28 protein-coding genes and 1 riboswitch are annotated in these 26,541 nt (G+C 28.4%); of the genes, 15 read left to right on the top strand and 13 right to left on the bottom strand.

Annotated features, from left to right (window positions below):
- Positions 1–15: 15 nt before the first annotated feature.
- Positions 16–1,035 (top strand): low specificity L-threonine aldolase, encoded by a 1,020-nt coding sequence (locus BXQ17_RS04840; RefSeq protein ID WP_077809563.1) that lies wholly within the window; start codon positions 16–18, stop codon positions 1,033–1,035.
- On the opposite strand, the gene BXQ17_RS04835 is transcribed toward BXQ17_RS04840, so the two are convergent.
- From BXQ17_RS04835 to BXQ17_RS04825, 3 genes are read right to left on the bottom strand one after another with little or no spacing between them, the layout of a single operon-like run.
- Positions 1,032–1,511 carry a hypothetical protein gene (locus BXQ17_RS04835; protein ID WP_149025867.1) on the bottom strand — a complete coding sequence of 160 codons (480 nt, stop codon included), beginning with the start codon at positions 1,509–1,511 and terminating at the stop codon, positions 1,032–1,034. The genes BXQ17_RS04840 and BXQ17_RS04835 overlap by 4 nt on opposite strands.
- 11 nt (positions 1,512–1,522) lie before the next feature.
- Entirely contained in the window at positions 1,523–2,137 is a 615-nt protein-coding gene (locus BXQ17_RS04830; RefSeq protein WP_077809561.1) for a hypothetical protein, read from the bottom strand.
- 3 nt (positions 2,138–2,140) lie between these two features.
- Entirely contained in the window at positions 2,141–2,635 is a 495-nt protein-coding gene (locus BXQ17_RS04825; RefSeq protein WP_077809560.1) for an RNA polymerase sigma factor, read from the bottom strand.
- A gap of 119 nt (positions 2,636–2,754) precedes the next feature.
- On the opposite strand from BXQ17_RS04825, the gene BXQ17_RS04820 reads away from it, so the two are divergent.
- From BXQ17_RS04820 to BXQ17_RS04805, 4 genes are all read left to right on the top strand, one after another.
- Complete coding sequence (locus tag BXQ17_RS04820) at positions 2,755–3,648, top strand: MerR family transcriptional regulator (protein WP_254712406.1); 894 nt, start codon at positions 2,755–2,757, stop codon at positions 3,646–3,648.
- A gap of 61 nt (positions 3,649–3,709) precedes the next feature.
- A complete protein-coding gene (locus BXQ17_RS04815) occupies positions 3,710–5,176 on the top strand; it encodes an NAD(P)/FAD-dependent oxidoreductase (RefSeq protein ID WP_077809558.1) in 1,467 nt (488 codons plus the stop codon).
- Between the two features lies 1 nt (position 5,177).
- Positions 5,178–6,020: a phytoene/squalene synthase family protein gene (locus BXQ17_RS04810; protein WP_077809557.1), complete on the top strand. Its 843-nt coding sequence runs from the start codon at positions 5,178–5,180 to the stop codon at positions 6,018–6,020.
- A complete protein-coding gene (locus BXQ17_RS04805) occupies positions 6,020–6,466 on the top strand; it encodes a sterol desaturase family protein (protein WP_077809556.1) in 447 nt (148 codons plus the stop codon). Before BXQ17_RS04810 ends, BXQ17_RS04805 begins: the two co-directional genes overlap by 1 nt.
- A gap of 44 nt (positions 6,467–6,510) precedes the next feature.
- Here the strand turns inward: BXQ17_RS04805 and BXQ17_RS04800 are convergent, their stop codons facing one another.
- On the bottom strand, positions 6,511–7,326 hold the full coding sequence (locus tag BXQ17_RS04800) for a DUF1853 family protein (protein ID WP_077809555.1): 816 nt from the start codon (positions 7,324–7,326) through the stop codon (positions 6,511–6,513).
- Between the two features lie 57 nt (positions 7,327–7,383).
- On the opposite strand from BXQ17_RS04800, the gene BXQ17_RS04795 reads away from it, so the two are divergent.
- The gene (locus BXQ17_RS04795) at positions 7,384–8,058 is read left to right on the top strand and encodes a DUF2461 domain-containing protein (RefSeq protein ID WP_077809554.1); all 675 of its coding nucleotides are present in this window, start codon (positions 7,384–7,386) and stop codon (positions 8,056–8,058) included.
- On the opposite strand, the gene BXQ17_RS04790 is transcribed toward BXQ17_RS04795, so the two are convergent.
- A complete protein-coding gene (locus BXQ17_RS04790) occupies positions 8,050–9,387 on the bottom strand; it encodes an MATE family efflux transporter (protein WP_077809553.1) in 1,338 nt (445 codons plus the stop codon). The two genes, BXQ17_RS04795 and BXQ17_RS04790, sit on opposite strands and share 9 nt — an antisense overlap.
- Positions 9,388–9,482: 95 nt before the next feature.
- On the opposite strand from BXQ17_RS04790, the gene BXQ17_RS04785 reads away from it, so the two are divergent.
- From BXQ17_RS04785 to BXQ17_RS04775, 3 genes are read left to right on the top strand one after another with little or no spacing between them, the layout of a single operon-like run.
- Complete coding sequence (locus BXQ17_RS04785; RefSeq protein WP_077809552.1) at positions 9,483–9,878, top strand: thioesterase family protein; 396 nt, start codon at positions 9,483–9,485, stop codon at positions 9,876–9,878.
- A gap of 30 nt (positions 9,879–9,908) precedes the next feature.
- Entirely contained in the window at positions 9,909–11,030 is a 1,122-nt protein-coding gene (locus BXQ17_RS04780; protein WP_077809551.1) for a DEAD/DEAH box helicase, read from the top strand.
- A gap of 1 nt (position 11,031) precedes the next feature.
- Entirely contained in the window at positions 11,032–11,661 is a 630-nt protein-coding gene (locus BXQ17_RS04775; RefSeq protein WP_077809550.1) for a trimeric intracellular cation channel family protein, read from the top strand.
- Between the two features lie 36 nt (positions 11,662–11,697).
- On the opposite strand, the gene BXQ17_RS04770 is transcribed toward BXQ17_RS04775, so the two are convergent.
- Positions 11,698–14,931, bottom strand: coding sequence for a S41 family peptidase (locus BXQ17_RS04770; RefSeq protein ID WP_077809549.1), 3,234 nt, complete (start codon positions 14,929–14,931; stop codon positions 11,698–11,700).
- Positions 14,932–15,030: 99 nt separating this feature from the next.
- On the opposite strand from BXQ17_RS04770, the gene BXQ17_RS04765 reads away from it, so the two are divergent.
- The gene (locus BXQ17_RS04765; protein ID WP_077809548.1) at positions 15,031–15,441 is read left to right on the top strand and encodes a MaoC family dehydratase; all 411 of its coding nucleotides are present in this window, start codon (positions 15,031–15,033) and stop codon (positions 15,439–15,441) included.
- A gap of 66 nt (positions 15,442–15,507) precedes the next feature.
- Here BXQ17_RS04765 and BXQ17_RS04760 read toward each other — a convergent pair whose 3' ends face one another.
- Positions 15,508–15,927, bottom strand: a complete 420-nt coding sequence (locus tag BXQ17_RS04760) for a hypothetical protein (RefSeq protein WP_077809547.1) — start codon at positions 15,925–15,927, stop codon at positions 15,508–15,510.
- A 121-nt stretch (positions 15,928–16,048) separates the two neighbouring features.
- Here BXQ17_RS04760 and BXQ17_RS04755 point away from each other — a divergent pair, with 121 nt between their 5' ends.
- The gene (locus BXQ17_RS04755) at positions 16,049–16,492 is read left to right on the top strand and encodes a hypothetical protein (RefSeq protein WP_077809546.1); all 444 of its coding nucleotides are present in this window, start codon (positions 16,049–16,051) and stop codon (positions 16,490–16,492) included.
- Between the two features lies 1 nt (position 16,493).
- Positions 16,494–16,694 (top strand): helix-turn-helix transcriptional regulator, encoded by a 201-nt coding sequence (locus tag BXQ17_RS04750; protein ID WP_077809545.1) that lies wholly within the window; start codon positions 16,494–16,496, stop codon positions 16,692–16,694.
- Here BXQ17_RS04750 and BXQ17_RS04745 read toward each other — a convergent pair.
- From BXQ17_RS04745 to BXQ17_RS04725, 5 genes are all read right to left on the bottom strand, one after another.
- Positions 16,691–18,094, bottom strand: a complete 1,404-nt coding sequence (locus tag BXQ17_RS04745) for a TolC family protein (protein WP_187661430.1) — start codon at positions 18,092–18,094, stop codon at positions 16,691–16,693. The genes BXQ17_RS04750 and BXQ17_RS04745 overlap by 4 nt on opposite strands.
- Before the next feature lie 4 nt (positions 18,095–18,098).
- A complete protein-coding gene (locus BXQ17_RS04740) occupies positions 18,099–19,454 on the bottom strand; it encodes an HlyD family secretion protein (protein ID WP_077809544.1) in 1,356 nt (451 codons plus the stop codon).
- Between the two features lie 5 nt (positions 19,455–19,459).
- A complete protein-coding gene (locus tag BXQ17_RS04735; protein WP_077809543.1) occupies positions 19,460–21,127 on the bottom strand; it encodes a peptidase domain-containing ABC transporter in 1,668 nt (555 codons plus the stop codon).
- Between the two features lies 1 nt (position 21,128).
- Positions 21,129–21,800 carry a TetR/AcrR family transcriptional regulator gene (locus tag BXQ17_RS04730; protein WP_077809542.1) on the bottom strand — a complete coding sequence of 224 codons (672 nt, stop codon included), beginning with the start codon at positions 21,798–21,800 and terminating at the stop codon, positions 21,129–21,131.
- A gap of 173 nt (positions 21,801–21,973) precedes the next feature.
- Positions 21,974–22,996, bottom strand: a complete 1,023-nt coding sequence (locus tag BXQ17_RS04725) for a hypothetical protein (protein WP_077809541.1) — start codon at positions 22,994–22,996, stop codon at positions 21,974–21,976.
- 268 nt (positions 22,997–23,264) lie between these two features.
- Here BXQ17_RS04725 and BXQ17_RS04720 point away from each other — a divergent pair, with 268 nt between their 5' ends.
- Positions 23,265–23,717, top strand: coding sequence for a cold-shock protein (locus BXQ17_RS04720; RefSeq protein WP_077809540.1), 453 nt, complete (start codon positions 23,265–23,267; stop codon positions 23,715–23,717).
- Positions 23,718–23,788: 71 nt separating this feature from the next.
- Here BXQ17_RS04720 and aroB read toward each other — a convergent pair whose 3' ends face one another.
- The gene (gene aroB / locus BXQ17_RS04715) at positions 23,789–24,847 is read right to left on the bottom strand and encodes a 3-dehydroquinate synthase (RefSeq protein WP_077809539.1); all 1,059 of its coding nucleotides are present in this window, start codon (positions 24,845–24,847) and stop codon (positions 23,789–23,791) included.
- 89 nt (positions 24,848–24,936) lie between these two features.
- Here aroB and BXQ17_RS04710 point away from each other — a divergent pair, with 89 nt between their 5' ends.
- Positions 24,937–26,097 carry a proline dehydrogenase family protein gene (locus tag BXQ17_RS04710; RefSeq protein WP_077809538.1) on the top strand — a complete coding sequence of 387 codons (1,161 nt, stop codon included), beginning with the start codon at positions 24,937–24,939 and terminating at the stop codon, positions 26,095–26,097.
- Positions 26,097–26,381, top strand: a complete 285-nt coding sequence (locus tag BXQ17_RS04705; RefSeq protein WP_077809537.1) for an LETM1 domain-containing protein — start codon at positions 26,097–26,099, stop codon at positions 26,379–26,381. Before BXQ17_RS04710 ends, BXQ17_RS04705 begins: the two co-directional genes overlap by 1 nt.
- A gap of 45 nt (positions 26,382–26,426) precedes the next feature.
- Positions 26,427–26,521: riboswitch (TPP riboswitch) on the top strand.
- Positions 26,522–26,541 lie beyond the last annotated feature (20 nt).

Genomic DNA, 26,541 nt, shown 5'->3' with positions numbered 1-26,541 from the left:
TAGAAAGATTAATACATGATTATAGATTTAATTTCGGATACAGTTACAAGACCAACAAAAGAAATGTTGGCTTCGATGATGAGTGCTAAAGTTGGTGATGATGTTTTTAACATGGATCCTACGGTAAATAAATTACAAGAAAAAGCTACTAAAATGTTTGGTATGGAAGCTGCTTTATTTTTTCCTTCTGGTACGATGGCAAATCAAACAGCTATAAAATTACATACGCAACCAGGTGATCAATTAATCTGCGATAAATATGCACATGTTTATAATTATGAAGGTGGTGGTGTTGCTTTTAATTCTGGTGTAACTTGTAAATTGATTGATGGTAATAGAGGTATGTTTACTGCAGAACAGTTAGAAGAAGTTGCTAGTACAACACCTCAAATATATTTACCTTATAATAAATTAGTTTGTATAGAAAATACAACAAACAAAGGTGGTGGAGCATGTTGGGATTTTTCCGAATTAGAAAAAATAAAAAAAGTAACTAAAGGTAATAATTTAAAGTTTCATTTAGACGGAGCACGTTTGTTTAATGCTTTAGTCGCTAAAAATGAAACTCCAAAACAATACGGACAATTGTTTGATACTATTTCTATCTGTTTATCAAAAGGTTTAGGTGCCCCAATTGGATCAATCTTATTAGGTTCCAAAAAAGATATAGAAAAAGCCTTAAGGTTAAGAAAATTATTGGGTGGTGGTATGAGACAAGTTGGTTTTTTGGCAGCTGCCGGAATTTATGCATTAGACAATCATGTAAATAGATTAGCAGAAGATCATCAAAAAGCAAAAGAAATAGGAACTGTTTTAAAATCTTGCTCTTACATTACAAAAGTAGAAACTATAGAAACAAATATTGTTATTTTTTATGTTGATAAAGAAATAGGTGCAGACAACTTTATAGCTAAAATGAAAGATAAAAATATTTTATTAACTCCTATGGGAGAAGGTAAAATAAGAATTGTAACTCATTTAGATTATACCAATGAGATGCATGAAATTCTATTAAGAGAATTAAAAAATTTTTAGAAATAAAAACGAACTATAGGAGATATAGGTGAAGCAAAAACACTTTTATTTTCATCATATAAAACATCATATCTAATTCCGACAGCAAATCTACCTTGGTTGTAAGCCACACCCAAGGGTAGTGCTGGGAAATTTGTATTTACAGATGCAAATTGATCTTTTTGATTCGCAAAATTGTAATCAAATTCGCCAGATAATTGCACACCAAATTTTGTTTGATATAAAGAGATAATACTTGCGCCATAAACACTTGTAGTAAAATCGTTAATTTCAGAATACAAATAATTTAAACCTGCACCTAAAGCAAAACCGTTATCAAAATTATATATAGCACTCGGTGAAATACCAATAGTAGTTTGGCTTCCGAAACCTAAACTAACACCACCACCAAACTGTACGTTTTCCCAAAAATCTGACTTTTGAGAAAATATAGACATCGATAAACATAGGCATGAAAGTAAAAAAATCTTTTTCACAGCATTTAATTTTATAAGTTGCCGTCTAATTTAGCTAAATCTTTATAATTTCTATTTAATTTTCTTAATAAAAATCCATAAAGTAATTGATAAAATAACCACAATATAGCTAAAGCTACTATTGTAACTACTAATGTTAGTAATACAATAAGTAGTATTTGCTTTCTTGTTAAATCATCAATATTTAAATTGATATTAGCTACAGAAACAATTATTAGCAATAAAGCCATGTAACCTAAATTAAAGAGCATGTAGTTTCTAACAGTTTTTCTAGTTTTAAGAATTTTCTTCATCAACAATTTTGTAGAATCAGATGTTGAAATTTTTTGGTAGTTCTTGTAAAACATTATCAAAAAATAGAAAATTATTAAATAGGCTAATATTTGTGAATAATATACAAAGTTCTCTAAACCTAACTTTTTGTATTCGTCATACGCTTCATCCATATCAACAAAAAAGTACATAGAATTTAAAATTACAAATTCTAAAATACCAATAATAAATATCCATTTTACAATAGATGATGATCTAGATTGTGCAAGTTTGTAAATTTCTACAGTAGAAAATTTACTTTCTTCTTCTGGTTGATTTTTCCAGGCTTTTTTATAATTATCTAATAAATCCATAGTTTATGGGTTTAAAATGTTTTTTAATTTTTCTTTTGCTCTATTCATTTTAACTCTTGCATTTACACTAGATATTCCCAGTGTTTCCGAAATTTCTTTATACGGTTTATCTTCTAAGTATAAAAAAATGAGCGCTTTATCAATATCATTTAACCTATGAATCGCTTTATAAAGTGCTTTTAATTGCACTTCTTCGGTATCATCATAATCTGTAGCTTTAATTTTAAAGGCAACATCACTAAAATCTTGAGTTTTTACTCTTCGGGTAGATTTTCTATATAATGAAATTGCTGTATTTAACGCTACTCTATACATCCAAGTACTAAATTTAGAATCTCCCCTAAATTTTGGGTAGTTTTTCCAAACTTGTATGGTTATTTCTTGAAACAAATCGTTATGAGCATCTTTATTTGTAGTATAAATTCTACAAATTTTATGCGCAATATTTTGGTTTGTTTCAAAGTCTACTAAAAATTTAGCTTCTAAATCTTTTTGCACTTTTGTAATTAGGTTAGTTATTTATAAGTAGCGTAAATGTAGAAAATGTTACAATTATTATAAAAAATATTTTTTTGAATTAATTTTTTTTACATTTGTTGAATAATAAACAAGAAACATTGAACAATATTAAGCAAGATTTTACGATTAAGGACCTAGAAAATATATCTGGTATAAAAGCACATACTATACGTATTTGGGAAAAAAGGTATAATTTGCTAGAACCACAAAGAACAAACACTAACATAAGATATTATTCTCATAAGAATTTACAAAAGCTATTAAATGTTGTTTTATTATCTAAAAACAACTTTAAAATATCTAAAATAGCAAAAATGACTGATGAAGAAATTTTTGAAAATTCTAGAGAAGTAGCTTTTAAAGAAGGTTTAAACGACGAAGCTATTAATGCATTTAAGTTGTCGATGCTTCAGTTTGATAAAGTTTTATTTAATGAAACTTACAATAGATTATTAGAGGTTAAATCTTTTAAAGACATTTTTAAAGATGTTTTTATTCCGTTTTTAAATTATATAGGTTTATTATGGCAAACAGATACTGTGTTACCAGCGCATGAACATTTTATATCGAATTTAATTTCTCAAAAAATTCACATAAAAACAGAAAATTTAGAACAGCAAAACACAGTTTCAGATAAAGTTTTTGTATTATTTCTTCCAGAAAACGAAATTCATGAATTAGGTTTATTATATTTAAATTATGAATTAGTTCTTAAAGGATATAATACGATTTATTTGGGGCAAAATTTACCTCTAAACAATCTTAATTATTTCTTTAAACACAATACTAAACTTTGTTTTGTAACTTCATTAACAGTACAGCCTTATGAAGATAAAGTGGAAGACTATTTTAAGGAAATTGAAGAAATTTTACAAAACACACATCACGATTTTATTGCAATAGGTAGAAAAACAAATTTAATAAAACATAATACTTATAACTTTAATGTATCATTTTTTGATACTGTTACAGATGTGTTAAAACAAATATAAAATTTACATTAAATAAATAAAATGTTTAATAATTATATATATTTGTTAAACAAAATTAAATATGAGCAAAAACATATATATTATTGGTTCTGGTTTTTCTGCTTTATCAGCTTCTTGTTATTTAGCTAAAGAAGGATATAAGGTAACAGTATTAGAGAAAAATGATACTTTAGGTGGTAGAGCAAGACAATTTAAAAAAGACGGTTTTACTTTTGATTTAGGTCCGTCTTGGTACTGGATGCCAGATGTTTTTGAAAGGTTTTTTGCAGATTTTGGTAAAAAAGCATCAGATTATTATGTTTTGGATAAACTAAATCCTGGTTATGAAGTATATTTCGGGGAAAACTCATCGTTAAAAATTTCTGAAAATTTAGAAGAGATTTATCAAATGTTTGAGAACGAAGAGGCTGGTAGCGCAAAGCATTTAAAAAGCTTTATAAGTTCTGCAAAATCAAATTATGATACAGCAATTAAAGATTTAGTTTATAAACCTGGCGTTTCTCCTTTAGAATTGGTAACAACAAAAACTGTTACAAGAGTTTCTCAATTTTTTTCTACCATATCTAAACAAGTCAGAAAAAATATAAAGAGTAAAAAACTTATAAAAATATTAGAATTTCCTGTGTTGTTTTTAGGTGCAAAGCCTAGCGATACACCGGCTTTTTATAATTTTATGAATTATGCAGATTTTGGTTTAGGTACTTGGCATCCAAGAGGAGGAATGTATAAAGTAGTAGAAGGAATGGTCGCTTTAGCAACTAGTTTAGGCGTAGAGTTTAAGGTAAATGCTAATGTAGATAAAATTGTTACAGATAGTAATAATGAAGTTGCTGGTTTAATTGTAAATGGCGAAAAAATTGATACAGATTTAGTATTGAGTGGTGCAGATTATCATCATACAGAAACATTATTGAATGAAGATGAAAAACAGTATTCAGAAAAATATTGGAGTAAGAAAACTTTTGCGCCTTCGTCTTTGCTTTTTTATGTAGGTTTCGATAAGAAAATAGAAAATGTAAGTCATCATACATTATTTTTTGACACTGATTTTGAATTACATGCAAAAGAAATTTACGATAACCCTAAATGGCCTTCAGATCCATTGTTTTATGCAAATTTTACATCTATTACAGATAAAACTTCTGCACCAGAAGGTAAAGAAGCAGGTTTTTTTCTAATTCCTTTAGCACCCGGAATAGAAGATACAGAAGCTTTAAGAGAAGAATATTTTCATAAAATTTTAGATAGATTTGAGGCTTTAACAAACCAAGAAGTTAAAAAACACGTATTGTTTAAAAGGTCTTTTTGTGTTAAAGATTTTAAGCAAGAATACAACTCTTATAAAGGTAATGCATACGGAATGGCGAATACGTTATTGCAAACTGCTTTTTTAAGACCAAAAATTAAGAGTAGTAAAGTTAAAAATTTGTATTTTACAGGGCAATTAACAGTTCCGGGACCAGGTGTGCCACCAGCTTTAATTTCTGGAAAGATTGCAACAGAACTAATAATTAAAAACCAACAATAAAATGAAAGAATTATTTGATAGTGTTTCTAATGATTGTAGCAAATTAGTTACTAAAAAATATAGTACATCATTTTCTCTTGCGGTTAATATGTTATCGCCAAAAATTAGAGAAGATATTTATAATATTTACGGCTTTGTGCGTTTTGCAGATGAAATTGTAGATTCTTTTCATGATTATGATAAAGAACATTTGATGGAGCATTTTGAAAGAGATTATTATCTTTCTAAAGAACATGGTATTAGTTTAAATCCTATTTTAAATTCTTTTCAGCGTACCATAAATAAATATAAAATACCAGATGAAATGGTGCAAGCCTTTCTAAAAAGCATGAAAGCAGATTTACACAAAACTACTTATAATACAAAACAAGAGTATGACGAATATATTTATGGTTCTGCAGATGTAGTTGGTTTAATGTGTTTAAAAGTTTTTGTTGACGGAGATGATAAAAAATACGAAGAACTAAAAGATGCTGCAATGCGTTTGGGTTCTGCGTTTCAAAAAGTAAATTTTTTACGAGATTTAAAAGATGATTTTGAGACTTTAAACCGTTCTTATTTTCCAAATATTGACTTAGGAAAATTAGATGCATCTTCCAAACAAATAATTATTGATGAAATTGAAGCTGATTTTGAATATGCATACAACAACGGAATTTTAAAATTACCGGTTGAAGCAAAATTCGGAGTTTATACAGCTTACAGATATTACAGAAGGTTACTAAAAAAGTTAAAAATGGTGCCATCAGAACAGATTATGGATTCTAGAATTAGAATTTCTAATCCTATGAAAATTAATTTATTAGCAAGAAGTTACGTAAAATATAAATTAAATATTATTTAATGATTTATGCCCTTATAACATTAGCGGTTTTTTTAATAATGGAGTGTGTAACTTGGTGTACACACAAATATGTAATGCATGGTTTTGGTTGGTTTTTGCATGAAGATCATCATCAACCAAAATATAGCGGATTCGAGAAAAATGATGCTTTTTTTGTAGTATTTGCTATACCAAGTATTGCGTTATTTTATTTTGGAACTTATACAGAACATACCTATTTGTTTTTTATTGGTTTAGGTATTTTACTTTATGGTTTAGCCTATTTTTTAGTGCACGATGTTTTAATTCATCAAAGATTTAAATGGTTTAAAAATACCAATAACAACTATTTAAGAGGACTAAGAAAAGCTCATAAAATACATCATAAAAACATGGGGAAAGAAGATAGCCAATGTTTTGGGATGCTCTTTGTACCTTTAAAATATTTTAAAAAGCCCAAAGTTTAATTACTTATAAATTAAAACTGAATAATTAATTTTATTCAGTTTTTTTATGTCCACCAAACAAGAAAAAATTTCTCAATTTCTCCGTTTTCTTTTTTCAACCAACATAAAGGTGAAAATTGTCTTTCTAAAATTGATGTAACTTCATTTTGAAAGTCAGAGAATTGTAACCAATTTACATTTTTATGCGGAATAATTAACCAATCCTTTTTTATTGGTATATAAAATTTACAAGCATCAAACTGATTTAAATCTCTTAAATTACAATAAAAACCAACGATACAATTGTTGTTTAATATACTTAAATTGATGTTCTTTTTATTTATCGGCATAAATAATTGTGCTTTAAAATAAATTTGTTGTGAGATTTCTTTTAAAGAAATTTCTAAGTTATCTAGTAGATTTTCACATTCTTTTGCGAACAAAATTGGTAGTTGTTTATCTTTAAGTTTTGTTAATTTTTCTATTAGAGCATCTTTTCTATTTGGGCCAATAAAATGCTCAATTTCAGTATCACCAATTTTATCATTAAAAAGATAAAATTTATAAATAATTTCTAAATGTATAGGAGAGTTGTTTTTTAATAAGAGACAATCCAACTCACCAAGTGTAATTTTATTTCTTTGAACTTGTATGTTTTCGGCTAAAATTTCTATGGATTTATTTTGAGATAATTCAAAAGAAACAAAACGCTCTATGTATTTTCCTAATCTTAATTTTTCATCAATTTCAATATCAATTTTTGATGATTTAAAAGGTGTTTCAAACTGATTTAAATTAAAAACAGTGTTATTTTTCCACAGATTATGAGTTTGTAAAAATCCGTCGAATCTTTTCTGAATATCTTTTGTTTTTTGATGCATATCAAATTCGAAGTTACAAATCTATTTTGTAAATTTATACTTTAAAAGATCTATAAAATGCAAATTGAAAAATCTACTTTAAAATTTTTAAAAGACTTACAAAAAAACAATAATAGAGATTGGTTTGCAGAACATAAAGAAACTTATGTTTTAGAGCAAAAAAAGGCAAAAGCTTTTTTTGAAGAAGTACATTTAAACCTACAAAAGCATGATGATATTGAGAAATCAAAAATGATGCGTATTTATAGAGATGTTCGTTTTTCTAAAGATAAAACACCGTATAAAGCCCATTTTGCAAATTCTTTTTCTAGATTAGGTAAAGAATTAAGAGGGGGTTATTTTTTAAGAATAAGACCAGGAGAATCTTTTTTAGCTGGCGGATTTTGGGAGCCAAATAAAGAAGATTTATTTAGAATTCGTAAAGAAATAGAGTTAGATGCATCAGAAATAAAAGATATTTTAAAGGATAAAAATTATCAAAAATATTTTGGAAAAGAATTTGGTAGTTTTTCTGAATTAAAAACGGCTCCAAGAGGTTTTGATAAAGAGCATCCAGATGTAAATCTTTTAAGAAAGAAAGGGTTTATTGCCACTAGAAATTTTACAGATGCAGAAGTATTAGCGCCAAATTTTATAGAAGAAGTAGATAAAAGTTTTAAAGCTTTACGACCGTTTTTTAACTTGTTTAGCGATATTTTAACTACTAATTTAAACGGTGAATCCTTATTGTAGATTTTTATCTATTTCTCTTTTTAATACTATAACAGTTATTATTGTTGATAATAGATCGGCAATCGGAAAAGACCACCAAACCCCAAGAACACCATAATATTTTGGTAAGATATACGCTAACGGAATTAAGAAAATTCCTTGTTTTAATAGCGTAAGAAATAATGCTGGCATTGCTTTACCAGCTGCCTGAAAGTAGGCAGAACCTATCAATTGCATAGCTACAACTGGTGTTACTAAAAATACAATTAGCATTGCATTAGGTGTTTTGTCTAAAAGTGTGGCATCATTAGTAAATATCCAAATTATTTGCTCTTTAAAAGTAGCAACTGCTATAAATATGATGGTTCCAATAATAGATCCAAAATAAATAGATTTTTTAATGGTTTCTTTAACTCTTTCGTTTTTTTCTGCTCCAATATTAAATCCTGCTACAGGTAAAAAACCTTGTGAAACACCTAAAATAGGAGAGAAGGCAAACATCATGACTCTATTAATAATCCCAAAAACAGCAATCGAAATTTCATCACCATAGGTAAAAAGAGAGTAGTTTAAAACAATCATTAAAATACTAACTGCACCTTGTCTTACAATAGAAATACTGCCTAATTGAGCGATTTCTTTTACAATATTAAAATTAAGTTTAAAGTTTTTTGGTATAATTTTTAATTCACTTTTAGATGATAAAAAGAAATACAAAATATACAAACCACAACTAGCATAAGAAAGCGATGTTGCTAAAGCAGCACCCCACATTCCCCAATTAAAATATTTTATAAATAAAATATCTAAAACAACATTTAAAACAGCAGGCACCATCATTGCATACATTGCAAATTTTGGTTTTCCTTCAGCACGAATGGTTGGGTTTCCCATCATTGCAAATGCTAAAAAAGGAACACCGTAAATAATAACACTAAAATATTCTGATGCAATTGGTAAAATTTCACCTTTAGCACCGAATAAATCTAAAATAGGAATGCTAAAAACATTTCCTAAAACTACAAATAGTATTGCTAAAATTACTGTTAAACAAATTTGATTTCCGAAGGTTAAAAAAGCCTTTTCTGTATTATTAGCGCCTAATGCTCTTGAAATGATAGAACTTCCTCCAATACCAATTCCCATTCCTATAGAAGAAATTAAAAAAGCAATTGGTAAAACTACAGTTATGGCTGCAATAGCTAAAACACCAATCCATTGTCCTACAAAAATAGTATCAACAATCATGTTTAAAGACATTACTAAAATACCAATGGTTGCAGGAACTGCTTGTTTTAAAAGCAATTTGCTAATTTTTTCTGTACCTAATTCGTTTGCAAGTTTATTCATAGAAGAAGTTGCAAATTACGGTATTTAAATAGAAAATGAAACCACTTTTATTGTTATAGAATTATTAATGTTTTAGTTTTGTAGAAAATTAATAAATGAAAGATATTTTTGAATTAAATATTACAGTAACTTCTAATGATATTGATGATTTAAACCATGTAAATAATGTGGTTTATGTAAAATGGATGGATAAAGTTGCTTTTGAACATTGGGCGTATTTAACTAGAAACAATCCTTTACCAGAATATGTTTGGGTTGTAATTAAGCACGAAATTGAATATTTAAAACAAGCTGTAATTGGCGATGTAATTACTGTAAAAACTTGGGTTGGTGAAACCAAAGGTTTTAAATCTGAACGTTTAATGGAGTTTTATAAAAATAATATTTTACTTGTAAAAGCTAAAACTGTTTGGGGAATGTTAGATGCTATAAGCTATAAACCTTCTAGAATTAGAGAAAATGTTCTAAAAGTATTACAACCTGTTAAATAAAAGTATCTTTGCACAAAATTTAGAGACAAAATGGCATCATTTTCAGAATTAGGTATCAAACCTTCATATATAAAATCGATTAAAGAATTAGGTATTTCTAAACCAACAGAAATTCAAGAAAAAGCAATTCCTATATTAATAAAATCGAAAACAGACTTTATTGGTTTGGCGCAAACTGGTACGGGTAAAACTGCAGCTTTTGGATTGCCTATTTTACACCATATTGATGCTAAATCTGATCATATTCAAACGCTAATTTTGTCTCCAACCAGAGAATTGGTTCAGCAAATTAAAAAGCAACTTTTTAAGTTTACGAAATTTAATGAAGATAAAATTTTTGTTGAAGCTGTTTTTGGTGGAGAAAAAATTGACAGACAAATCAATAATCTAAAAAGAACTACTCATATTGTTGTTGCTACACCTGGTAGATTAATCGATTTAATAGAAAGAGGAGATATTGATATTAGTCATGTAAAAACAGTTGTTTTAGATGAGGCTGATGAAATGTTGAGTATGGGTTTTAAACAAGATTTAAATAGAATTTTAAAATTCTCTTCTCAAAGTAATCGTAATACTTGGTTGTTTTCTGCAACAATGCCAGAAGAAATTAAGCGTATTATTAAAACTTATATGGATGCTAATGCGCCAAGAATCGAAGTCAATAAAAATGCTTTGGTAAATGCAAATATTAGACATCAATTTGTAAAAACTACTTTAAAAACGAAAGCAGATGATATTGTTACGTTTTTAGAAAAAAGAGGTACGCAAAGAGGTATTATATTTTGTAGAACTAAAGCAGGTGCGCAAAATCTTGCAAACTTTTTAATAGAAGAAGGTTTTTCTGCAGGCGCTTTAGAAGGTGATATGCAACAAAAAGAGCGTGATAAAGTTATGCGTGCTTTCAAAAAAGAAAATTTACAATATTTAGTTTCTACAGATGTTTCTGCTCGTGGTATCGATGTTAGTGGTTTAGAATTTGTAATTCATCATCAATTACCAGAACAATTAGAATATTATACACACAGAAGTGGTAGAACCGCAAGAGCAGGAAATACCGGTACTTCTTTGGCTTTTATTCTTTCTAATGAATTAGATAAAGTACATCAAATTCAAAAAGAATTAAACATCAAATTTACAGAAGTTAGCGTTTAAAATGGATGTTGTTTATGTACTAGATATTTTAGGAACTTTTGCTTTTGCGGTAAGTGGTGCCTTAGTCGCTTCTGATAAAAAGTTCGATTTATTTGGTGTAATTATAATTGCTTTTGTAACCGCGGTAGGTGGCGGAATGTTAAGAGATGTTTTAATAAACGCACATCCTATAAATTGGATTGCAGATCTAAATTATTTGTATGTAATTTTTACAGCTGTTGTATTTACTTTTTTATTTAAAAGTAAAATAGCATTTTTAAGTAGAACCATGTTTTTATTTGATACTATTGGTATTAGTGTTTTTACTTTGTTAGGTTTACAAAAAGGACTTTCTTTTAATTTACACCCAATAATTGCTTTAATTATGGGAATGATATCTGCTGTGTTTGGAGGTGTCTTAAGAGATGTTTTAACAAATAAAGTACCTTTAATTTTTGAAAAAGAAATTTACGCTTCTGCTTGTTTAGCTGGCGGAATAATTTATTTATTACTTTTTAAATTCTCAATTTTACCAGAGAAATTTATTTTTATAATTGCGGCTTTGGTGGTTATAACTATAAGGGCAATTTCTGTAAAATATCATTTACAATTACCTAGAATTAAAGACGATCTTTTTGGTAAACTTAAATAAAAAATGCGAAGATATCTCTTCGCATTTTTATTACTTTTAGTTTACATCTTTTAATAATTCTCGAATAGATATAATTAATTGCTCATCGATACCATTATCTATTTTACCTGGCATATTTTTTACTTTTATTGTAGGTTCTGTTTGGTTGTTTTCCATCCATTCTCCAGCTTTATTTTTAGCAGAAACAGGTACAATTCCCCAATAACTACCATTAGGTAATGTTTCCCAACCTGCAAAACTACAAGTTCCAGGAACTGGCATACCCACAGTTTTACCAATTTTTAAATCTGTGTAACCAGAAGCATAACAATGTCCGTCTGAATACATACTTTCATTAAATATAGATAAAGTTGGTTTTGTCCATCTCGAAGTTGGTTCTCCGCCAACAACTTTAGCCTCTGTTGCATAAGTTAAAAATGGTACACCCGTAAAAAACATTGCTAAATCTGCAACTAAATCTCCACCACCGTTAAATCGAGTATCGATTATTACACCTTTTTTATCTAAATATTTACCCATCATATCTTGGTAAATACTTCTATAAGGTCCATCACTCATACCAGGAATATGAACATAGCCTAATTGGCCATTACTTTCTTTTTCTACTTGTTTCTCATTTATTTTTACCCATCTTTTGTATAATAATCTGTTTTCTTGTCCTAATGTGATAGGTTTAACTGTTATTGTTTGTAATTTTTTTGTTGATGGGTTTTCTATTTCTAACAGCATAAATTTATTTGCTGCACGATTTAAATATTTGGCAACATCTGTATTTTTATCAATTAATTCGCCATTAATTTTTTTAATAATCATGCCAGCTTTGATATTAAATTTAGCTTTGTCTAAAGGACCGCCTTTAATAACTTCATCAATTAAAATACCGTGCTCTTTAAAATTATGATTCATAAAAATACCTAGAGAAGCTGTAGCATCTGCATTTTTAACATTTCCTCCTCTAAAACCAGCACCAGAATGCGATACATTTAATTCTCCTAATAACTCTGATAACATTTCAGAAAACTCGAATTCATTACCAATATATGGGATGTATTTCTGATATTCTTTTTTTAATTTTTCCCAGTCTTTTCCATGAAAATTAGAGTGATAAAAAACAGCGTTTGTTCTTAGCCAAACATGATCAAACATTGCTTGCTTTTCTGCAATTTTATCAAACTTTATTTCCGCTTTAATGCTAACTGGTTTTTGTTTATTTGTACTTGGATTTAATTTTGTGATTCTACCGCTGCTAAGTAAATACAGATTTTTCATTTCTTTATCCCAAGTTAAACTACCGTAACCAACATTTAACTTCATTAGCATTTTTGTTGCTCTGGTTCTTAAATTTGTAGTCCATAAATTAGAACGACCTTCAAAACTTGATAAATAATATAGTTTATCGCCATCTTTAGAAAGTACAGCATCACCTAAACGAGAAGAATGAATTGTTAACCTCTTTGTTCTATCTTGTAAATTATCCCAATCGAACTGTAAAGGTTTAACTTCTTTTTTGTCTTTTTTATCGGCATCTTTTTTCTTAGTATCTTTTTCTTTCTTCTTACTAGAATTTTTCTTTTCTTCCTCTTTAATAGCTTTCATTAGTTTATAATCCTCATCACTTAGATTAAATTCATCCCAAGCGTCTTGTGTAAAAAACATGCTATAAACATCGCTTTGAGAACTACCACTTGTTGCGTAAGATTTTAATCCGTTTCTATTGCTAAACCAAATCATTTGTTTACCATTATTTACCCATTTAGGATTCGAATCGTAATAACCACTTTCATTTAAATTTACACGCTTAGAACCGTCTGCAGCCATTAATAAAATTTCACCATTGTTTAAGGTTTTAGACCAATCTACAAGTAGCCATTTACTATCAGGACTCCAAGTAAAATTCTTGTCGCCATCTCTCATGTGAAATAAATCTTTAGGAGTTAAAAGAGTTACTTCTTTCTTAGATTTTACATCTAAAATTTTTAAAGTTCTTCTTCCTTCAATAAAAGCAATTTTTTTTCCGTCTGGTGAGTATTGTGCTAAATAATTATCTTTTTTATTATTTATTAAAGCACTTTCTTTAACAAGTGTAGCTGCGTAAAAGAAAGGTTCTTCCTTACGTTGTTTTTCAGTTTTAAAAACGCTCCATTTTCCATTTCTTTCACTAGAATATATTACAGATTTTCCATCAGAACTCCAATTTACAAAACGTTCGTTTTCTGGTGTATTGGTTAATCTTTTAGTAAAAGTTTTATCTACAGAAGTTACAAACACTTCACCACGAGCAATAAAAGCAATTTCTTTACCATTTGGTGAAACAGCCATTTCGTTAATTCCGCCATTTACAGAAACATATTTATCTGTATTTTCCTTATCTTGAGTAGTAATTGTTATGGCAACTTTTTTAGGTTTTTCACCTTCTTTTAATGTATAAATTTCACCATCATAACCAAATGAAAGCATGTCATTAGCAATACTTAAAAAACGCACAGGATGAGTTTTAAAGTTTGTAATTTGTTCTGCAGAAACTCCGCTTTCTAAATTCGATTTAAAGACATTAAAAGTTCCGTTTCTTTCACTTAAAAAATACATGCTTTTTTCATCCGAAGAAAAAACAGGTTGTCTGTCTTCTGCAGTATTTGTAGTAATCATTTTATGCTTTTGAGTTTTGGTGTTATATATCCAAATATCTCTGGTAATAGAAGATGTGTGATGTTTTCTCCATTCGTTTTCGCCTCCTTTTTTATCTTGATAAAGCATCGTTTTACCATCTTTAGAAAATTGTGTGTATTCTGCAGGAATGGTTAACAATTGCTGAACTTTACCAGCTTTTACAGGTACACTGTAAAGTTCTGTTTGAGAACCGTGCGGATATTGTCTGTGACGAACATCGTCTTGTCTTATAGCACCAAAAACAACATTTTTATTATCTGATGTAAAGCTATACGGAGTTTCGTTATTAGAGTGAAAAGTTAATCTTTTTGCGGTGCCTCCGTTTGCATTCATTACAAAAACATCAAAATTACCATATCTATTAGATGCGAAAGCAATTTTAGATCCATCTTTGTTCCAAGTTGCCATATAATCATGCGCACTATGAAAGGTAAGTTGTTTTGCGGTTCCGCCAGAACTTGCTACAGTATATAAATCACCTTTATAAGTAAAAGCAATCTTAGATCCGTCTGGTGAGATACTAGAATGTCTTAGCCATTTTGGGCTTGTTTGTGCACTTAAAATACACGTAAATAAAAGGAGGAAATAGGTTAGTTGTTTCATGGGTTTAAAATTTTTTCTAAATTAATAATTTGATATAGTTTAGAACTTGTTTATTTTGTTAAATTAGAAGTTGATTTTTTAACATTTAGATGAGATATAATGAAGCCATTAATATTAAATACGTTAAGTGAGTTTATAAGGTTAGAAGGTAAAGATTTGCCAATTGGCGAATGGTATACAGTAACTCAAGAAATGATTGATGATTTTGCTAATGCCACTTTAGATAAACAATGGATTCATGTAGATGAAGAAAGAGCTTTAAAAGAAAGCCCTTACAAATGCACAATTGCCCATGGTTTTATGTCTGTTTCTATGATTTCTAAATTGTTAGAAAACATTTTTACTATTAAAAGTTTAAAAATGGGTTTAAACTACGGATTGAATAAAGTTCGCTTTCCGAACCCTGTTCTTGTAAACAGTAAGTTAATAATGATTTCAAAATTAAAGAAAACAGAAAGTTTAGGTGAAAATGGTATAAAAGCTACTTTTTCTTGCACAATAGAAATTTAAGGACAAGAAAAACCAGCTTGTGTTGCAGAATTTATAGCTGCTTTTTTTGAATAGGATTTACACTAATTATTTTAGAATACCATCTGCAATACATTTTTTAGAATACCAAATTAAAAATAGGCAAACTAAAATTACCAATATTGGCATAATGTACATGCTTAAATCGATATCTATTAAAATATAAACTTGTTGTATTGTTGCACAAATTCCTGATAAAAGAAACAAATAATAAGAAAATTTCTTTTTAGCAAGAAAAAAAATACAACCTATAACTCCGCCAAACACAGCTAATGCAAATAATGCAGTTAACCACGCCGGATGTTCTATCATCATTTCTGCTTGCTGTTCTGGTGGCATATTTGCAATCATTTCATCTGTAGCTAATGTTTGAAACAAGTATGCGCTTGTACCCATTAAATTCCATAATAAAGCAAGAATACCAATTATCCAAAAAGCTTTACTAGGTTTATTCGAATTTGTAGTCATTTTAAAAAAGTTTAGTTGATTGATTTTTAAATATACTTAAAAATAATTGTAAAATTATAAAATGTAAAGTATATTTGACATTATATAAAGTTTATTTGTCTAATTGTAAAATAGTTTTGTTATGCCAAAAATATCTGTTTGTGAACGAGAAAGAAGTTATATTGAGAAAATGAATAAATTTCAATTGTCAAATAAATTTAAAAAGATTGGTTATTATGCAACCTTTTTTATTTTTGGATTGATGATTGTTAAAAAGTTTTTTGACGAACCAAGTTGGGTAAAACCGTTGTTATCTGGCTTGCTTTTGGTTGGTATGTTGCTAATTTCTATATCAAAAGATAGAGAAGAGGATGAGTTTATAGAAACTTTAAGAGCACAATCTTACAGAATAGCTTTTGTTTTAGCAATTTTATACTCTTTGCTGCAACCAATTATTAATTATGGTGTGGGTAAACTTTTTAATGCTGATGAAAAATTAGTAGGTTTTACTTATTTTGAAGTTTTATTTTATATGTTAGTTGTGCAGCTAATGATTTTTTGGCAGTTAAAAAGACTAAATAGATAACATGAAAAATACTTTAAAAGTACAAAGAGCTATTTTAAATTTAACTCAAGACGATTTAGCAAAATCAATTGGTGTTTCCAGGCAAACTATAAACTCTATAGAAAAAAATAGGTATGTGCCTTCTACAGTTTTGTCTTTAAAGTTGTCTAAAGTGTTTAAGATTCCTGTAAATGATTTTTTTACGTTAGAAGAATCAGATTAATTGTCGTTAATATTAAAAACTGCTTCTTTAAATAGTTTTGCTTTCGTTTTAAAGAATTTGTTTTCTAATTTGATAGCTTTTAACTGAGCATCAATAAATTTTTCTTCTCTATAATTTACTAAGAATAAAGAGCTTTCTCCTAAGAAAAACTTTCTTTCTTCTGCTTTTAATAAAACATTATAATCTCTTACTATGGCATCTGTAAAGTTATTTTGATTATCAAAAGAATCTAGTTCTAATAACAAACTATTCAATTTGTTTTTTATGGTGACTTTAGCAGTTTTGGCTTCTAACTGTTGATCTTGTAATTTTATTTTAGCTAATTTTAAATCTCCTCTTTCTTTTCTTATAAATATTGGAAAACTAAAATTTAAACCAGCTTTGTAATTCGATGAATTAAAAGAATTAATTCGATTTCCATCCGCAGAAATAAAATTATACTGAAGATCTATTTTTGGAAGTAAATTATTCTTTTTTAAACGCTTTTCTACCATTAAACTTTTTACCTTAAAGTCTAACGCTTTTATTTTAGGATGATTTTCGATATCGAAATCTTCTTGATTAAATAAGGCTATATTAAATGTTTTATCAACAGAATTTTTTGCTTCTAAATCCGGAATTATATTTTCTTTTAACTCGATAGGTGTGTTGTTATTTAGCCACAAAAAATTAGACAATTCTAAAGACGCTTTGGTATAGTATATTGCAGATTTTTCTAAATTTAATTTTCTTGAGTTTAATGTTATACCTGCTTCTAAAGTATCTATAGCTGGTTTTTCACCTTCTTGAAAAGCTCTTTTAGTTCCTTCAAATCTAATTCTTGCATTTTCTAAGAAAGAAATAAAAACTAATTTTTCTTTATATGCTTTTAACCAATTAAAGTAACTTAATGAAGCATCAAAAAGAATTTTATTTACCAATATTTGTTGTTCTTCTTTTGCTTGATTTACATAATATTTTGCTTGTTTTAAAGCAGCCATTCTTTTATTGGTAAGTAAACCCTTAGCTAAAGATACAGAAACACCTGCACTGTATAAACCATCTAGTGGGACATTGTTTTCTGGATTCAAAAATAAACCATCATTTTTTTCGAAATTAGCTTTAAATTCTACTCCGTACCAAGTTGGTATTTTAAAAGAACTATTTAATTTGTTGTAATATTCTTTTTCTTTAAATAGTTTTTTATCAAAATCTACTTCTATCTTGGGGTCAAATGCACCTCTAGCTTTTAACAATTTAGCTTCACTAGAATTTAAAACTAAATTAGCTTGTCTTACTATTGGGTGGTAATTTTTAACGTAACTTAAAAACTCTGATAAAGTTAGTTGATTGCTAATTTCTTCTTGTGCATAATTGGTAGAAAAAAATAACATTGTTAGTATTAGTAAAAACTTCTTCATTGTTTTACTTTTTAGTTTCTTTTTTGCTTTTGTTTGTGTTTGGTTGATAGTAATTAGGCGGAAAGCTGTTTAACTGTCTCCATAACTCGAACCAAATTGGTACATCTTCTAATAATGCGATTGTTTTTGCTCCAGAACCAACTCTAATTGCTTCTGGCCATTTATTTTCTCTTTCGTCTGGCGCTAGTAAAACACGGTATTTACCGTTGTCACTTATAAAATTTTCTATTGCAACTACGGTACCACCATATGTACCATAAGATACATTTGGCCATCCAGAAAAAACTATTGCAGGCCAACCATCAAACTGAACTCTTACTTCTTCACCTATGTGTAAAAGCGGTAAATCTATTGGTTTTACATAAGTCTCTACGGCTAAATCATACTTTTCTGGCATAATACCAACTAAAGATTCTCCTTCTTTAAAAGTGCCTCCAATACCTCCTTTAATAGCTTTGTTGATGTATCCATTTTGTGGAGAAGTAACGTATAAAAGACTATTTCTAACTTTATAATTGCTATTGCTATTTTCTAACTTAGAGACCTGTGCTTCTGCATCAAAACCATTAGATCTTGCTGTATACATATCGCTTTGTGCTTTCGAAATTTTATCTGTAAAAGTTGCTTTAATTCTAGATAATTCTAATTTTGCATTGATCACATCATTTTTACTTGCTAATAGTTTATTTTGCTGAGCTATTAATTTAGCTTGAGTTTCTTGTAGTTTCAAACGTTTTTGTTCTACATCTACAACCGCTTTTAAACCTTCTTTTTGCAACGTTTCTGTTCTTAAAAACTGTTTTTCTGCAATAGATAAATTAGTTTTTGCAGCTTGTAAGGCAATACTATCACTTTGTACTTTAAGTTTAGATTGCAAAAGTTTGTTTTGTGATTGAGCAGTTTTTAAAACTTGCTCGTCTTTTAATGCATTTATTTGTCTTTGTAAAGCATTAGATTTTTGTTGATATGCATTTACAGAAGAATTTTTTGCATTTATTTGATTGTTAGTTCTTTCTATTAATCGGTTGTCAAAATAATCACTTTTAATTTCAGAGATTCTTAAAATAGTATCTCCTTTTTTTACATAATCCCCTTCTTTTACAAACCATTCTTCAATCCTTCCAGGTATTTGAGATTGTATACTTTGTGGTCTTTGTTCTGGAGTTAATGTGGTAACTAAACCTTGACTAGTAATGTTTTGCGTCCAAGGTAAAAATAAAAGGATAAAACCAATAATAGCAAAAGCTAACAAAAACTTATTTAAAGATTTGTAGTAGTTTTTTGTAAAAATATCTTTACCAGATTTAAATTGTTTTAAATCTACCTTATTATTTAATTGATTGTTAGAAATATTTAACATGATTATTAATTTATAGATTTAATTTCTCCTTTTTCTAGAGTTATAATTTGACTGCATTGTGTTTTCCAACTCTTTTTACTACTTACAACAATTAATGCCCAAGGTCTGCTAGCATCTGTTAAATAGCTAATTATTTTAACAGTTTCTTCTAGATTAAATTGATCTAATGGATCTTCTAAGATCATTACTTTTGGTGCTTTTATTATAGATCTTGCTAAAATTATTTTCTTAGCAATTGTATAAGACATTTGTTTGCCTTCTGGATATAAAACAGTCTCTAATCCGTTAGGTTGTTCTTTTAAAAATTGATTTAAACCAACAATATCTAAAGCTTCAAAAATTGTATCATCTGTAATTTCTTTATTACCAAAAACTAAATTATTTCTAATAGAGCCTTCAAAAGGTGTTTCATCTGAAAGAGATAAACCTAATTGAGATCTGTAATGATTAAGGTGTAAGCTATTTAAAGATAAATTATTGATATAAATATTACCTTCTGTGGGTTCTATTACACCAGCAATTAATCTTAAAAGGCTAGATTTACCAGCGCCACTTTCTCCGTGTACAAGAATTCTAGATCCTGGTTTAATAGTTAAAGAAATATCTTTAATAATTGGTTTTTTTCTATCTTCTACAGTATAAGAAACGTTGTCTAACTCTATAGATAAACCTTTCTTAAAAATTGGTTTTTCACCTTCTTGCGATTCCAATTCTTTATCAACAACTTGTCCTATTTTTTCTATGGATGTAAGCACATCATAAAAAGACTCTAAGCCAACAATTAATTTTTCTACAGACTGTATTACCAATAAAATGATAATTTCTGCAGCAACAAACTGTCCTATATTCATTTCTTGGTTAAGAACTAATGCACCACCAATTAATAATAAACTAGCAGTAACAATAACTTTAAAGCCAATCATTTGGCTAAATTGTAAAATTAAAATTCTAAAGTGATTTTCTCTAGCTTCTAAATATTTACTTACCAAATCGTCATTTTTATTTAATGCTAAATTTGTATTACCAGATAGTTTAAAACTTACAACGGTTCTTGCAACTTCTTGAATCCAATGGGCAACTTTATATTTAATTTTAGATTCTTTTAAACTAGTTTCTAAACCTCTTTGTGCAGTAAATTTAAAAACGATATAAATTAGAAGTAATAAAAGAATACCAAAAATTATAAAGAAAGGATGATAAAAAGAAAGCAATATTAATGCAAATACTATTTGTAATAAAGCGGTAGGTACATCAATTAAAATTTTAGACAATCCTTTTTGTATTGTTAAGGTATCAAAGAATCTATTTGCTAATTCTGGCGGATAATTATTACGTAGCTCATTCATTTTAATTTTAGGAAACCTATAGCTTAACTCAAAAGAAGCTCTAGTAAAAATTCTTTGTTGAATTGTTTCTATAATTCTTAATTGCATTAATTGCAAAGCGCCAGAAAATATAACGCCAATTGTAACAACAATAACTAAAATTACCCAAGAAGTAGATATTTGAGCTCCTTGAATTAAATTAATAATTGCCTGTATTCCTAAAGGTAATGATAGTGCTACAACACCACCAAATATGGCGTAATAGAAAATTTGAAAAATATCTTTTTTTTCTAATTTTAAAAGTCCCACAAATCTTCTCCATGGTGTTATTTTATCTGTAGTATTCATTTTATTTTAGTGTGTTTTTAACAAGTTGCGTAAAGAAACGAGTAGGTGTAGCACCTTTTTTACTATTTGTAATAGACGGAAAATGTTCTTTTAAAAAATGTTGATGTAAGCCACCTTCTAAAATTGTGCTAGAGAGGCTAAGTGCAAATTCATAATCTGGTTTTAAAGCTAATATCATTTCTTTTATTCTTGTTATTAATCTTTTGTAGACTTCAAAATAACCTTCTTTATTATCTGTATCTACTTCTTTTGTTAAGAAAGATTTAGAACTTTCATTAACAATTATCTTATATAAAATTGCTTCATTTATATGAGAATAATTACTATCTAACGATACCGTTCTAGTAATTACCTCTATTGCTTTTTCTAGTTTTAATTCATTGTCTGATATGCTAAATGTTTCTATAACTAGTTGATATTCTAACCAAGCCCAATACCAAGACGATAAATACAATAGTAACTTATGTTTACTTTCAAAATATCTGTAAATAGAACTTTCATTAGATTGTATCTTTGTTCCTAGTTTTTTAAAGGTAAAGTTTTCGAAACCAATTTCGTCTATTAGAAGAATACTATTTTCGATTATTTTTTTACCTAAGTTTGAGGTTTCTGGATCTTTAATAAAAATCTTATCGGGTACTGTAATTTTTAATATTGATAATAAGTTTTTCATTCTGAAACTATTTTAGATTGCAAATATAATAGTATTACTATTAAAAAAGAAAGTATTACTGAAATTTGGTCTTTTTTTAACAATAAATTAATACACAAAAAAAAGCCTTCCGAATTAACGGAAGGCCCAACATTAACATAAAACATTCAACCAAAAATGTTTTTGTATAATTTTTATTCTTTATGTAAATACACAGCAGAAGCAGAAGCAAACGCGGCATTATAAGAAGGTGTTAAATTACCTCCATTATTTATGTTATTAAAAGCTAATATTCTTCCTCCGCCGTTTCCTGCTTCAGCAATAAAAACAGTTTTAGTATCGCTATCATAAGCTACATCTACAGGATTACCTAATAAAGTACTTGCACCAGAAACTCTTGTTTGTTGCGATACAGCTAAAGTGGCATTGTTAGCTGTTGCGTTAAATTTTGATGTAAAATCTTCAATTATATGAAAACCACCATCGTCTTGTCCGTTAGAAGCTTCACCAATATCTGTTAATATCATCACATCGGTTGTAGCATCATAAGTTAAACCATGTGTTCTAACAATACCTTCAATGGCAATTGTTTTTGTAGCCTCTACAGTTGCTGTACTTGTATTACTTAAAAAGTTAGAAAATACTGCTAATTCATTTGTAGTATCAACAATCGCAAATAAATCATTTCCTTTAAATACAATTCCCCATAATTTAAAGTTTGTTGTAATTGTGTTTCTTAAAGTAAAAGAATTTCCATTTTTAGAGTAGACAAATAATCTACCATCTTTAGTAGTATCATCTCCGTCTACATCTGCATTATCTGCAACCACATAAAAGTTACCACTTACTGCCAATTCTCTCGGACTTGTCATATCTAAAGAACCTGTAACACCAACATTAGCTGTTAATGAAGTACCAGAAACATCGATACCTGTATAACCTTCTAAACCAAATGTACTTCTAGAAGCTTGCACAACAAGATCTTCTGAACCGTCATAATAAATTCCGTCTGCTTTTGTAGTTGCAGTTGTTATTGTAGATGTTGAGATATTATTCATATCAGATACATTGTACATATTTACATTTCCATCAGAATTATTTGAAGTAAATAAAACTTTAGTTTCTGTTTGTAGGTCTAAATCTGTATTATTATTAGAACAAGAAGTTAAACCAAGCGTAGTAGCACATACTAATGCCATAATTTTAATAGATTTCATTCTGTTTATTTTTAGTTTTCAGATATACATACGAAGTAAATTGGTGTATGGTTTTTTAAAAATGTTTTTTTTGGGGAAAAGTTAATCTTTACCATATTGTTAGTAATCAGCAATTAAAAAGTATGTATTATTCCTTTAAATTTTGTACCTTTGTAACTGTAAGACAGAATACAATTCCTTCATTATACTAGTTAGCCTTAATTAGATTTTCTTGTAACGTATTTTATCTTTTTAGAAATATTAATAAAAAAAAACCTTTTGTATTTTAATGGCAAAATCGCAGCAAACATTTAGTAAAAGTGAAAAAGAAAAGAAACGTTTAAAAAAACGTCAGGATAAGATTAAAAAAATGGAAGCTAGAAAAGCTGCCAAAGAAGAAAATGGGTCTACAGGAATTCAATTTGCTTATGTAGATCATAATGGTAATTTAACAGATACTCCGCCAGATCCAGAATTAAAAGTAGAGTATGAATTAGAAGATATTCAAATTTCTGTAACTAAAAAAGAAGATTTACCAGAAGAAGATCCTGTAAGAAAAGGTAAAGTTTCTTTCTTTGATACTTCTAAAGGTTTCGGATTTATTATTGATACAGAAAATAACGAAAAGTATTTTACACACGTAAGTGGTTTGATTGATCAAATTGCAGAAAACGATAAAGTTTCTTTCGAATTAGAAAGAGGTATGCGTGGTATGAATGCAGTAAAAGTTAAGAAAGTATAATTTTATTTTTACAACACATAAAAAAAGCCTTTTCAATTTGAAAAGGCTTTTTTTATGTGTAAAAGTTTATATTAATTATTGTAAAACTCCATACTTTCTATAATTAAATCTACGGGCACTTTGCAATCAATTTTATAATCTTCAAAATCATTTAAAAGTACAAAATTAACTTGTCCGTTTACGTTTTTCTTATCGTGCTTTAATAATTCTAAAATTGCAGAAAAATCTTCTTTTAATAAATCAATTTTGTCGTAAATAGATAGTACAACATCTTTAACCTCTAAAACTTTTTCAGTAGGAAAACCTAAAAGTTTTTCAGACATATAACTTTCGCAAACCATACCAATTGCAATAGCTTCGCCATGAGTTAAGTTTACTTTGTCTTCAGATTCTAAATAAAAAGATTCTATAGCGTGCCCTAATGTATGACCGAAATTTAAAATTTTGCGTAAGTTTTTTTCTTTAGGATCTTGTAAAACTACTTCGTTTTTAATTTCTATAGATCTAAAAATTAAGTCTTTAATATCTAAACCTTTGTTGTTTTTAATTTCATAAAAAAGTTTACTATCATAAGTAATACCGTATTTAATAATTTCTGCAGTACCAGATTTTATTTCTCTTTCTGTAACTGTTTCCAAATAATTGGTATCAACAATAACCATTTCGGGGTTTGCAAACAAACCAATTTGATTTTTTAAAACACCTAAATCTACACCAGTTTTACCGCCTACAGAAGCATCAACCATAGAAAGTAACGTTGTAGGTATGTTAACAAAATCGATACCTCTCTTGTAACAAGAAGCAACAAAACCACCTAAATCTGTAATAACGCCACCGCCTAGAGTAATTACCAAACTTTTTCTATCTCCGCCTAATTCTGTAATCGCGTTCCAAACACCAGCACAGGTTTCTAAGTTTTTATTTATTTCACCAGATTCTATTTCTATAACTTCTATACGAATATCTGTTTTTAGATTTGGAATAAATTTAGGGTAACAACATTCAAAAGTATTTTCATCAGCTAAAATAAATAGCGTAGAGTAGTTTTTGTTAGAAATTAAGTTTGATAATTCTTTGTATCCTTTTTCTTGAAAATGAACAGGATAACTTACGGCTTTTATAGATTTCATCATTTTAATATTGAATGTGCAAATTAAATAGAAATTATTGAATTATTTACAGTCTTAGACTATCTTTGTTCTAAATTAAAATCTAACGAATGAAATTTTTTGATAATACTGAAATTGCATTTTCATTAAAAACAGACTCAGAATTAGAAAGAGCATACTTTCTTTTTAAGATGATACAGAACCAACCAATGGTTAGAATAGGTACAGCTGTAACAAATTTCGCTTTAAAAGCACATTTACCTGTAGAGGGTTTAATTCGTTCTACAGTATTCGATCATTTTTGTGGTGGTGTAACAGAAGAAGACTGTTTACCAAATATAGAAAAAATGTATACAAAAGGAGTATCTTCTGTGTTAGATTATTCGGTAGAAGGTAAAGAAGGAGAAGAGGTTTTCGACTTAACTTTAAAGACTATTTTAAAGATTATTAATTTCGGTGAAGAAAAGAAATCGATTCCGTTTGCGGTTTTTAAACCTTCTGGTTTTGGTAGGTTTGCTCTTTTTCAAAAAATTACAGAAAAACAAACCTTAACTGTAGAAGAAAAATCTGAATGGATTCGTGTAAAAGAGCGTTTTCATACTGTGTGTAAAGCAGCAGTAAAACAAGATGTACCTTTATTAATAGATGCCGAAGAAAGCTGGATGCAAGATGCAGCAGATGATTTAGTTGAAGAATTGATGGAAAACTACAATAAAGAAAAAGCAATTGTATTTAATACATTACAAATGTACAGACACGATCGTTTAGAGTATTTAAAAGGTTTATACGAAAGAGCTTATCAAAAAGATTTTCATATTGGTATGAAAGTAGTTCGTGGTGCTTACATGGAAAAGGAAAGAAGTAGAGCAGAAGAAAAAGGATATGAATCTCCTATTTGTGCAGATAAACAAGCAACAGATAAAAATTATGATGCAGCTATTCTGTATATGATGGAACATAAAAAAATGGCTTTATTTGCCGGTACGCATAATGAAGAAAGTTCTTATTTACTTTTAAAATTAGCAGAACAATATAAAATAGCTAAAGATGATAAACGTTTGTGGTTTGGTCAATTATATGGTATGAGCGATCATATTAGTTTTAACCTAGCAGATTTAGGTTATAATGTCGCTAAATATGTTCCTTTTGGCCCTGTTAGAGATGTAATGCCTTACTTAATTAGAAGAGCAGAAGAAAATACATCTGTAGCAGGACAAACAAGTAGAGAATTAAATTTGATTAAAGCAGAGCGAAAACGCAGAAAAATATAATGCAAACGATAGATGAAATAAAAATGTTGTTGCATCGAAATAAACTTAGACTGCATCAAGAATTGATGCAGAGTAAAGAGGCAATGCATTTAATAAGAAAATCTACACATTCGTCGTTAACAGAAGAAGAGAAGTTAAAAATAAAAGTACAGTTATTAGACATTTGCAAAGCAATACCTGCTTTTACTGTTTTTATGCTTCCGGGTGGTGCATTACTATTACCCTTACTAATAAAATTAATACCAGACATTTTACCATCAGCATTTAGAGATGATGTAAAATAATTTTAAAAAAATATAATTTTAAAAAAATAAAAGATATATTTGTCTTGTAAACTTTAGGAGTAGCTATTAAATTAGTTTGAGAAACATCCTTAGAACCTGATTTGGTTAATACCAACGTAGGAAAAAGTTACCAAGATTTAGTTGTATAACTACCTCTCTT

The organism is Polaribacter sp. BM10, from assembly GCF_002005425.1.
In the GTDB taxonomy this organism is placed as follows: Bacteria; Bacteroidota; Bacteroidia; order Flavobacteriales; family Flavobacteriaceae; genus Polaribacter; species Polaribacter marinaquae.
This window is presented reverse-complemented; position numbering and strand designations above follow the sequence as displayed.